10 protein-coding genes are annotated in these 10,010 nt (G+C 46.4%); all 10 read right to left on the bottom strand.

Annotation, left to right across the window (positions count from 1 at the left end):
• Positions 1 to 527: 527 nt before the first annotated feature.
• Genes gspM through gspD form a run of 10 tightly spaced genes read right to left on the bottom strand, consistent with a single transcriptional unit; the run spans position 528 to position 9,986 of the window.
• Positions 528 to 1,013, bottom strand: coding sequence for a type II secretion system protein GspM (gene gspM, locus ABWW03_RS08100; RefSeq protein ID WP_353407562.1), 486 nt, complete (start codon positions 1,011 to 1,013; stop codon positions 528 to 530).
• A gap of 10 nt (positions 1,014 to 1,023) precedes the next feature.
• Positions 1,024 to 2,148: a type II secretion system protein GspL gene (gspL, locus tag ABWW03_RS08095; protein WP_353407560.1), complete on the bottom strand. Its 1,125-nt coding sequence runs from the start codon at positions 2,146 to 2,148 to the stop codon at positions 1,024 to 1,026.
• On the bottom strand, positions 2,141 to 3,274 hold the full coding sequence (gspK, locus tag ABWW03_RS08090) for a type II secretion system minor pseudopilin GspK (protein WP_353407558.1): 1,134 nt from the start codon (positions 3,272 to 3,274) through the stop codon (positions 2,141 to 2,143). Before gspK ends, gspL begins: the two co-directional genes overlap by 8 nt.
• Positions 3,271 to 3,987 (bottom strand): type II secretion system minor pseudopilin GspJ, encoded by a 717-nt coding sequence (gene gspJ, locus ABWW03_RS08085; RefSeq protein WP_353407555.1) that lies wholly within the window; start codon positions 3,985 to 3,987, stop codon positions 3,271 to 3,273. The genes gspK and gspJ overlap by 4 nt, the downstream gene beginning before the upstream one ends.
• On the bottom strand, positions 3,984 to 4,367 hold the full coding sequence (locus tag ABWW03_RS08080) for a prepilin-type N-terminal cleavage/methylation domain-containing protein (RefSeq protein ID WP_353407554.1): 384 nt from the start codon (positions 4,365 to 4,367) through the stop codon (positions 3,984 to 3,986). Before ABWW03_RS08080 ends, gspJ begins: the two co-directional genes overlap by 4 nt.
• Positions 4,336 to 4,917, bottom strand: coding sequence for a prepilin-type N-terminal cleavage/methylation domain-containing protein (locus ABWW03_RS08075; protein ID WP_353407553.1), 582 nt, complete (start codon positions 4,915 to 4,917; stop codon positions 4,336 to 4,338). The genes ABWW03_RS08080 and ABWW03_RS08075 overlap by 32 nt, the downstream gene beginning before the upstream one ends.
• The gene (gspG, locus tag ABWW03_RS08070) at positions 4,907 to 5,350 is read right to left on the bottom strand and encodes a type II secretion system major pseudopilin GspG (RefSeq protein ID WP_353407552.1); all 444 of its coding nucleotides are present in this window, start codon (positions 5,348 to 5,350) and stop codon (positions 4,907 to 4,909) included. Before gspG ends, ABWW03_RS08075 begins: the two co-directional genes overlap by 11 nt.
• Before the next feature lie 10 nt (positions 5,351 to 5,360).
• Positions 5,361 to 6,578 carry a type II secretion system inner membrane protein GspF gene (gene gspF, locus ABWW03_RS08065; RefSeq protein WP_353407550.1) on the bottom strand — a complete coding sequence of 406 codons (1,218 nt, stop codon included), beginning with the start codon at positions 6,576 to 6,578 and terminating at the stop codon, positions 5,361 to 5,363.
• The gene (gspE, locus tag ABWW03_RS08060; RefSeq protein WP_353407549.1) at positions 6,578 to 8,059 is read right to left on the bottom strand and encodes a type II secretion system ATPase GspE; all 1,482 of its coding nucleotides are present in this window, start codon (positions 8,057 to 8,059) and stop codon (positions 6,578 to 6,580) included. The genes gspF and gspE overlap by 1 nt, the downstream gene beginning before the upstream one ends.
• 1 nt (position 8,060) lies before the next feature.
• Positions 8,061 to 9,986 (bottom strand): type II secretion system secretin GspD, encoded by a 1,926-nt coding sequence (gspD, locus tag ABWW03_RS08055; RefSeq protein ID WP_353407547.1) that lies wholly within the window; start codon positions 9,984 to 9,986, stop codon positions 8,061 to 8,063.
• Positions 9,987 to 10,010: the final 24 nt, after the last annotated feature.

Here is a 10,010-nt window from a genome sequence, read left to right as displayed (position 1 = left end):
TTCACCTGAAAGAGGCGAAAAATCACTAACACCAACCGTTTGCTGGAATGAACCTGCAGTAAACTGCGCGTGCGCCAAATTATCGCACTGATCAAGGGCAAATCGGTAACTTATTCGTCCAGCTCCTGGGCTAAGCTGGCTACGAGCCAGGAAATCCGCGGTGATCGCAAATGAAGTTTGAGGTAATAGGCATGAGAGAAGAAGTACAAGAACTGCACTTATTTTTCCATAAAGAGATTGCACTGCTCCACCTTAAATTTCCATATCAAGCAGGCTATGCACACCCACTTCACTGCCCAACCCTAAGCCGCACAGTTTAAAAACTGTACGCCACCCTGTGGCTCAAAATCCAACGAGGCGGGATTATTACGTATTGCTCAAGACTCGGTCAAGAGAAGACGTAACTGTTTATCATTCTTTTGTTCTTAGTCAGCCTAAACGACCAACATTTAGCCAGTAATGTTTTTATTAATTGCTACAAAGGAATGAACCCGCAAATCAAACATCAATTCATTAAAAGTACCAGCCTAGCTCGCATTCAGAGCTAGACGAGCCGAAGCTAAATTCTCATCAACACGATTGATGGAAGCTTCAGAAATACGGACACCATGCCGTACCGAAAGCACCTGAAGCCACTCAAGCAAATCAGTGAAAGATACTTTGTCAATTGCGACAATTACGCGTTCGGCATGAGGTTCGATACGATTTAACTCGATCCCCGCTTGTTTAGCGCTCTCTGATATAGTACTCAATGCTGCAGACTTTCCCGTGCGATTACTTTTGGCTTTCCCGGACAAAGAAACCTGCTCAAGGGCTTGACGATTCTCAGCCAACCAAGAGTTAAGGGCTAACTGGTCCTGATAATTTCTTTTTTGTGAAACATAGTGCTGATAGCTTGGTAACATAATTTTGGAGTATATCAACGCAAGAACTAAAACCAGCGCGGCAATAATAGCCGCCCGCCGATCTCTCGGTGAAAGCGCTTGAAACTTTCCTGTTAACGTAGCCCACATATGTACATTCCTATGATTTGATTCTCAATCGAGCAACAACGCCATCCCCTTCCGTGCGAACTTGCCCAAGACTCGATGCAATGCCACGTTCCGTCAAAATCTGCGTAAGCTTCTCCGCACGACTAACGCTCTCCAAATGCAAAACCATAACCGTATCGCCGGACGCCTGATCGTACCGAATAGACTGTAATAGCAGTGTAAAACCACTACTACCAGCAACTTCAGAAAGCACAGAAATAAGATCCAGCAATACAACATTTCCACCAGATCGAGTCGCTCGCTTCAAATGCCCTGACGCCTGTTTTCGAACATCAATTATTTTTTCATCCCCGGGGAAAATACGTCGATATTCACTTCGGGCATGTTCCAATCGAGCCTCAGCTCGCTCACTAAAGACATACGCACCCACCTGCCAGTAAATCAACTGAAATAGAAGGGCCAATACCACCAGACCAGCACCCAATTTAAAGCCTATCTTCCATTCTTTTTTATCGTTTTTCGAAGAGTAAACTCCTTGAAGCAAGTTTTGAGCCCCATGTTCCTCCGCCAAACGACGGGAGAAATAACTCAAACATGATTCATTGTCTGCTGCACCCAGCAGGTCTCTTCGAAGCAAACCATTCAGGTCAGGCGACACAAGTAATTCCGACGCGATAAAACTCCCATCAGGTAATCGAGCACTCACTCCTGCTGGCGTAGACAAGATATTCACCTGCCCATCCTCAGGACATTCAATGAGATCGGCATCGACATAGATTGCACTAGCTTGCACATTGTTTCGCTCACAAAAATCGGTCACATTTTCCATTAACTCGACGGAAAGCGAAATACTCTGAATGATGGCTTCCCCGTCCAGCTTTTTTTTCAACGCATAAACATGATGCATCGAATCAACTGACTCCAGAAGCTCATCTTCGAGAATATAGGGAAATGCGCGATGCATTGATTTCAATTGTTTCACTGATATGGAAACAATTTGATTAGAAACAGCAACACTCGGAAAAACAATGACACAGTCTGTGGCGGACTCTGGCAATGAATTCAGAAGTGCGCACTGATGATCTCGACAAACCCAACAAAGCGGATCGTCTACTTCAGAAAGGTTCCAATAAACTATATATTGATCATCACTCATTTTCTAAATCAACAATTCTGTGTTTTTTTGTCAAACCTAATTCCCAAAACGGCAATCGCCTTTTCCAGAGAACATGAATCTGAGGTTCTCTATTATTGTTTTTCGCCTCTACACGCTCCATCAACATCTGCCAACTAGATTCAAACCTATCAAAACGGCAATAAGCGGTAATAGCATAGAAGGCACCTTTCACTGAAAATAAATTTGCATCCATCTTCAAACCCGCGGTTAATGTTGATTTGCTAAATTCTGTGACCGAAGAATACCCACCTTTTGCATCTCGAGACTCGACTATTGCCTCTCCATCCAATCCTGGAATCATCGCTTCCAATAGCAAAGGGGACGCTGAGTTAACGTTAACCTGACTTGATCCAGGTATTGCAGTAACATAAGCCTGTAGTTTTTCGAGCATCTCCTGATCAATACCAGTAACGGATATAATTTCTTTCCAATACCGTACAGGGCGATTTGCTGTTCGATACGCTACAGGCCGCTGAAGATAAGCAAAATCTTCAGAGTTATAGGCAATAGGGGTTCTATCCTGATCTATCCAGTCCGCGATATAAAGTGCCAGCTCAGGTTCAATTTCCAAAGCTAACAACATCCGTTGCAAAATCTTTAACTGGACTTCATTAACCCTACCCTTCGAATCGACCAAATTGTTTAGATTAAACTTTCCTTGCTCATCCTCAATCAGGATGGAAAAGTCTTCAGCATCCCCAGAAAAAGGCCAGTAAGGCCCGGCAACTATAGGCGTTGCTTCTTCGCCATCTGATTCCAAAAGTGGTTCACCACCTCGAATCAGCAAATGAGATAAACTCCGCGCACTGATGCCCCACTCCATATCCTCATGCAATGCGGTTTCGGCCGGTTGCTCCCCGGAGCTAGGCTTAGGATCTTCCTCTGTGTATTGCAACACCAGAACCTCACCATATGCCAACCCAGAAAACACCATTTGTTGCGCCTGAGCTGTTCGTATCAGAGCCTCTGAGCGCTTCAGTTCGAGTCGATTTTTCATCAACATTTGCGCGCAAAGAGCAGTCACAATAGCCAGCACCAATAACATTGAAATCAGAGCAACACCAGCTTGACGATAGGATCCACCTTGATTGATGCTAGTACTCATTTTCGAGTACCTATTGCTTTTTCCTCAAGCTTGCTCTCGTTGGCGTTCACTCGCGGTTTCTCAACCTTCCTTTCACGATATTGCCCTCCGACGGTAAAAAATCGCTGAATTTCGCCAAAACCTTGCACACTCACAGTCAACTCAACGGCGACAGGCATTCTCGACTTACTGTTATTCACATCGCTCACCGGCCAACTGTTATACCAATCATCGATCTTTCCTGCATACCTCAGTTCTACCTGTTCAAATTCGCAGGAGACAATCGTGTCAGCTTCGCTGTCATATGCCCTATCCAACACCGGCCATTGTTTTAGCTTCCAAACATCTCGCATCCCCTCGTCATCTTGAATCAGTGCCGTTTCAAAACGGCTGCGCTTTAAATCACCCTGCCAACTTGAAATCGGGTTACCCCAACCAAAGTGGGTAAATTCGACACTCTGACTATCACCGGTAAATGCCTCGCGAAGATCCCCATACTCCTCTCTAACAGGCCGGGCAACCGCTTGCAGAAGGCTCTGCTCAAACAAATCCAGGCACAAGGAAAGATGGGAGAAACGCTCATATCGCTGATCAGCTTGCCGGATATTTCTAAGGCTATCGTCTATCAATCGAAAAGCCCCGACGCTGATCACCGAAAAAATCCCAATAGCCAACAGCAGCTCCATCAATGTGAAACCCGACTCCCGGTTATGATGATGCGACTGATTGATCATTTGTCCCTAACGTATCTTTCCATCGTAAATACAGGTTTATCCTCACTACCGACAAGAAAAATGCTAACAACTAACCTGCTAACCCCATAGGTTTTTTGAGCTTCCCTTTCACTGGAAATAAGCCAGTCCCGCCCCCCGAAAATCAAATCCTTACGCTGAGGCAATTTCGATCGGGCTTTCTCAGATTGAGAGAGATAACTTAATTCTGCCTGCGCAAGCCACAAAGCTTGCTCTCTTTCAATGATACTGAATCGGAGATGATTACTCGTTTCTAGCTGTACCGTTAAGGCAATAGCTGATAAAGAAAATACGGCCAGAGCGACCATAACTTCCAACAAGGTGAATCCCTCAGAGAAGGTTTTGCACTTTGACCTTTCCATACGCCCTCCCGAGTACACGAACCGACAACTCACTTTTTTCAGAACCAAAAATCACACTAAATTGACTGATACGACCATCTGGAAATATTAAAATGTCCGCTTGCCATTTAGGTTCCAAAGACTCACTTTCTTCCTCAATATGGTTTGCGAGTCGGTCAGCGAAAGTACTTTCACCAAAATCCAGCCCTTGTTCAATTTGCAGTTCAACGCGCTGCCCTAGACTCACCTTGCCCGAAGGGCTGTCTACACCAAGGTTCGATGCCTGCTCAAAAGCCAACCACTCTCTCTGCCGATAATCCCAAATCAGAAACTGATAGGCCTCTTCCAAAAAATCCACTGCCAACATTTGCCCTTTCATGCTTGCTGTGCGCCGATGAGACTCAAGTTGCAAACGAAACTGCTGGGCAGCATTTTCCACTCTGGCTTGCTGTCCATCCGGAATAGCAATAACCGTCAGCCAGCTCAAAGTGGCAATAATGCTTACAACCAGCATCAGCTCCAATAAAGTGAAGCCTTTACTGTAAGCAGATTTGGAAGGGCTACAACTCATTAAAGTTGATATCGGCATCATTCCCTTCGCCGCCGGCTTTTCCATCTCTGCCGAAGCTAATCAAATCAAAGTCTCCCTCAGCCCCTGGGCTGATATAAATGTACTCATTTCCCCAAGGATCAGTAGGCACTTTACGAAGGTATTTTTGGCGCCAGTTTTTCGCTTCAGGAAAGCCACTCGGTTGCTCTACCAACGCAGCGAGCCCCTGATCCGTACTCGGGTAGCTAAAATTATCTAGCCTGTAGTTTCCGAGCGCTGTCGCAATGGCTCGAATATCAGACGCAGCGGCAGCCTTTCGAGCCTGTTCATCCTGGCCAACCATATTCGGGATAACCAATGTCGCTAGGACCCCCAAAATGACCACAACCAACATCACCTCGATAAGCGTAAAGCCTACCTGCTTTTTAAACTCAGCATGCCTGCTTCTAATCATAAGAACCTCTTTAAGAAATCAACTGATTCATCGACAAGATAGGAACCAGAATCGCTAATACAATTAATAAAACTACCGCCCCCATCACTAGGAGCATTAGCGGCTCAAACAGCGCAATCCCCGTACTCACCAAAGCCGCGAGATCATTTTGTTGTTGTTTTGCCGATTGTTTAAGCATTTGATCCAGGCTTCCACTTGCTTCACCACTGGCTAACATATGCACCATTAACATCGGAAACAGCTTGGTTTGCCCAAGACAGGCGCTCAAACTTTCCCCATCGATTACTCGTTTACTTACATTACCCAATACACGCCGGAAATAGGAATTTTGAACGACCTCCTCGGCGATCGGCAGTCCACTACTTAGCGCCACACCGCTTTCACTTAGCATTCCGAGCGTCTGAGCATATCGAGCAGATTGGATACCTCGCAAATACCCTCCCAACACTGGCATTGAGATCAGAAGCTGATCGAAACGGTAACGAACCTTTCCATTCTGCAGTGCAAGCCTTATTCCGAGCAGGCCACCAGCAATCACCAATAACATTAGCAGGCCCCAACGTTGCAAAAACTCACTGATGCCGATCAGTACTCGAGTAAGAACCGGCAGGGTTTGACCACTTTCCTCAAATACGCTGACGACCTGAGGCACGATATACACCATCAGACCGACAACAATCAGCAGCGAAATAACTGCAACAAGAACTGGGTAGATGAGTGCCAGGACCGTCTTCTGGCGAAACTCTTTTTCCGCTTCAGTATGCTCCGCCAATTGATCAAGGATGCGATCCAGAGCTCCGGACTGCTCAGAGGCTCGAATTGATGAAATATAAAGTTGATCAAATGTGTCTGGAAACTGAGCCAGGCAGTCAGCAAAACTGTTTCCTTCACTCACTCCTGACTTCAGAACTCCTAAGAGGGTTTTCATCCGCTTCCCATCGGCTTGCTGAGAAAGGGCTTCGAGAGCCTCAATCAATGACATTCCTGAATCGAGCAGGACCGAAAGCTGCCGGGTAAACATAGCTAACTGACTACTTGACAACGCCAACCCACTGCCAGGCTTTCCGCCGCCCGGAGAGCTCGTTGGGACCTTGTTCTCTTTAACCTCGATGGGCATTAAGCCTTCCAGCTTCAGGCTTTGTCGCAACTGTCGTGCACTGTCAGCCTGTTTCACTCCTTTAATTTTACGGCCATTTTTATCGACCGCCTGATAACTGAAACTAGCCATCAGATTTCCTGTACTACACGTAGAACCTCTGCGAGGCTTGTTTCTCCAGACAGAACCTTTTCCCAGCCATCATGCAGCATGGAAACTTGGGTTTTGCGCGTATAGTCAAGAATGTCTCTTTCTGCAGCCTCGTCATGAATCAATTGTTTAATCGTTTGATCGACAACGATAAGTTCATAAATACCCGTTCTCCCACGATACCCACTATGATCACAGGCTTCGCAACCGCTCTTGGAAGCCTGATACAGTGTCTGCCCCGTTTTCAACACCAAATCGTATCGACCCAACTCCGAAGTATCTGGGGTGTACGTCTCTCGACAATTCAAGCACAATCTACGAACCAGGCGTTGAGCTAACACTGCCAACAGCGAAGACGAGAGCAAAAAGGGCTCAACCCCCATGTCCATCAAACGAGTTACGGCACCTACTGCTGAATTCGTGTGTAAAGTTGATAACACCAAGTGACCTGTCAGACTTGCCTGAACAGCGATTTTCATCGTCTCAATATCACGAATCTCCCCCACCATGACCACATCAGGGTCTTGGCGTAAGATTGCGCGCAGGCCTTTTGCAAAGCTCATTCCAGCTTTTTCATTTACCTGAGTTTGGCCGATTCCCTGGACATGAAATTCCACAGGATCCTCAACCGTCAAAATGTTTTTCTCTTTGTGATTAATCGTCGTTAGGCCGGCATAAAGAGTGGTCGACTTACCAGAGCCCGTCGGCCCGGTAACCAACACAATCCCATGAGGAAACTGCAGTAAGTCCAACAGATTGCTTTTCACCAAAGGTGACAAACCCAAACTGGATAAATCCATGCGTCCCGATTGCTTATCCAACAAACGCATAACTAAACGTTCGCCGTGCACCGATGGCAAAGTTGATACTCGAACATCGATCTCTCGTCCACCTAGACGAAGCGATATGCGGCCGTCTTGCGGAACTCGCTTTTCTGCAATGTCCAGTCCGGCCATAACCTTCACACGAGAAGTCAACAGGCTGGCCAGCTCACGTTTAGGGCGTGCTACTTCGTTTAACACCCCATCAACACGAAAGCGTACGCAGAGACTTTTTTCATAAACTTCCAAATGAATATCAGAAGCTGATTTCTGAATTGCTTCCGCCAAAATCGCATTAATCAGCCTGACAATAGGCGCTTCATCTTCCTGTTCAAGAAGGTCTTCAGCTTCACGCATGCTTTCCTGCAAACTTGCGAGAGACTGATCAGCATCGATTTCATCCATGACTTCCCGTGAAGCTGATGAGCTGGCTTCGTAAGTCTGAGCCATAAGCTCAGAAAACTTAGATAATTCGACTTCCTCAATAGGAAGAACTTGTCGAAAGAAACGACATAACTCACTGTAAACAGACGCTTGTATTGGCTCCGCATAAAAAATGCAAAGTCTTTCGTCTCGCGACCCCATAAGAAGCTGATGCCTTTTCGCATACGCAAAGGGCAACACAGAATCCGCAAGCAACATACTACCGCTCACTCTGTTCAGTTGGTGTTGCAGTTGGCAATTCAGGCAGGCGTGGCGCGGTTCCTGGCACTAAAACGCCTTCCATTCTCACCTGAAGAGCATCCTGACGCTCTCTCATGTAGTCATAGCGATCTCGGCTTACGGTTAAACTCTTTCTTGAATCCCTCAGAATGACCGGGTGAATAAATACCATCAGATTGCGTTTCACCAAACTGCTGTTTGTACTCCGAAAAGCGCGCCCAACAACAGGAATACTGCCCAGAATAGGTACCTTGGATTCAGTTTCCGTCATTTCATCACGAATCAGTCCGCCCAAAACAAGAACCTGGTTGTCATCGACAAGGGCGCGAGTCTTAATTTCTCGCTTGCTGGTCACAATATCAGCGGTAGCTGCGGTAGTCTGAGCAATACTCTCAACGCTCTGCTCAATTTCCAATGTAACCGAATCACTGTTATTAATACGCGGTTTAATTTTTAGGGTTACACCAATATCTTTTCGCTGAATGGTTTGAAACGGGTCGGTATTACCCTGTCGATTCTGAGATCCGGTAATGAATGGTACGGTTTCACCAACCAGAATACTTGCCTCTTCGTTGTCCATCGCCAATATTGTTGGTGTAGACAAAACATTCGCATCTGAGTCCCCCTCTAACGCCCGGATCACGCCACGTAAATCCCCACCTCGAAAGAAACCAACGGAAAGACCTTGCCCCAATGCCCCAAGCCCCCCCACGTCTGCGACAGCGGCATTAACATTGTTCGGAAAATTGGATATACCTGTGGTTATCTCTGTATTACCTTCGCTTGATAACGCTCGCCATTCGATACCAAGATCGCGGGTAAAGTCTTCATTCACTTCAACGATCATGGCTTTAACCAAAACTTGAGCACGGCGAACATCCAACTTTGCAATAACGCCTTTGATGGTACTCAATACCGAGGGCGTAGCAGTCACCACGATAGAGTTCAAAGATTCGTCTGCACGAATACTGAAACTTGCCTTGCTTTCCTTCTGATCTTTTCCTTCCTTTGCCGCACTACCTCCCACACTCTCCAGAATAGGAACCAGATCTTTCGCTTGAGCGTACTGTAAGAAGATTACCTGTGTATTCCCTTCTCCTGGAAGTGGTTGATCCAACCGCTTTATTATTTTACGCAGCTCCTTTCTTGAACCTGGGTCACCTGTAAGGAGAATACTGTTGGAACGCTCATCAACAGCAATCGTCAGAGCAGAACTGCTATTCTTTCCTTTTGCCTGAGGTATCAAGCGTCCAAGGGTTTGCGACAAATCCCTTGCGCTGGCGAACTCAATTGGCACCATTTCAATGTTTAGCGAACCTGCTGTATCAAGCTTTGCAATGATTTTTGCGATCTGCTGAATTTTCCCAGAGCGCGCAGCAACCAAAAGAGAGTTCGTACTGGGATATGCCGCTAAATGACCTGTCTGAGGTACCATGGGACGAATAATAGTGAGTACTTCTCCTACCGCCATATTATTGACCTTAAAAACTTGCACCACCATATCCTCAAGGCCTGAGTTGCTCCCTGAATCCGCAAGGGGAATATTACTTTCACGCCCCAGCTTGTCAGGCACAACCTTCAACGCACCGTCAGACTCGACTACAACATAACCATGCACCTGTAGGACTGAGAGGAAAACTTGATAGGCCTCGCTCTTACTCATGGGCTCACCCGCTACAACGGTTACTTTACCTTTTACAGTAGGATGGATGATGATGGTTTTCTGCGTGGCAGACGAGGCCCAACGCACGAGATCTTGGATATCAGCATTAAATAGCGACAAGGTTACCTGGCCATTGGCTATCTCAGCTGGTGCCTGTTCCTCTTGCGCTTGTGTAGTGGCCGTTATGCCAGCAAACGCAATAATCATTATGAATGGAAGGATATTTTTTAATTTATACAACACTGCAGCTTCCTGTATCTGACACCC

Source organism: Pseudoteredinibacter isoporae, assembly GCF_040372805.1.
Classification (GTDB): domain Bacteria; phylum Pseudomonadota; class Gammaproteobacteria; order Pseudomonadales; family Cellvibrionaceae; genus Pseudoteredinibacter; species Pseudoteredinibacter isoporae_A.
Note: the sequence above shows the minus strand (reverse complement) of the source record. Positions and strands in the feature narration are given on the sequence as shown.

What these genes read in the sequence shown, in the direction of transcription:
- ABWW03_RS08075 (WP_353407553.1), bottom strand. Translation starts at nt 4,917, where the DNA reads ATGAGTTGTAGCCCTTCCAAATCTGCTTACAGTAAAGGCTTCACTTTA.
- ABWW03_RS08080 (WP_353407554.1), bottom strand. Translation starts at nt 4,367, where the DNA reads ATGGAAAGGTCAAAGTGCAAAACCTTCTCTGAGGGATTCACCTTGTTG.
- gspG (WP_353407552.1), bottom strand. Translation starts at nt 5,350, where the DNA reads ATGATTAGAAGCAGGCATGCTGAGTTTAAAAAGCAGGTAGGCTTTACG.
- gspF (WP_353407550.1), bottom strand. Translation starts at nt 6,578, where the DNA reads ATGGCTAGTTTCAGTTATCAGGCGGTCGATAAAAATGGCCGTAAAATT.
- gspJ (WP_353407555.1), bottom strand. Translation starts at nt 3,987, where the DNA reads ATGATCAATCAGTCGCATCATCATAACCGGGAGTCGGGTTTCACATTG.
- gspL (WP_353407560.1), bottom strand. Translation starts at nt 2,148, where the DNA reads ATGAGTGATGATCAATATATAGTTTATTGGAACCTTTCTGAAGTAGAC.
- gspM (WP_353407562.1), bottom strand. Translation starts at nt 1,013, where the DNA reads ATGTGGGCTACGTTAACAGGAAAGTTTCAAGCGCTTTCACCGAGAGAT.
- gspE (WP_353407549.1), bottom strand. Translation starts at nt 8,059, where the DNA reads ATGTTGCTTGCGGATTCTGTGTTGCCCTTTGCGTATGCGAAAAGGCAT.
- gspK (WP_353407558.1), bottom strand. Translation starts at nt 3,274, where the DNA reads ATGAGTACTAGCATCAATCAAGGTGGATCCTATCGTCAAGCTGGTGTT.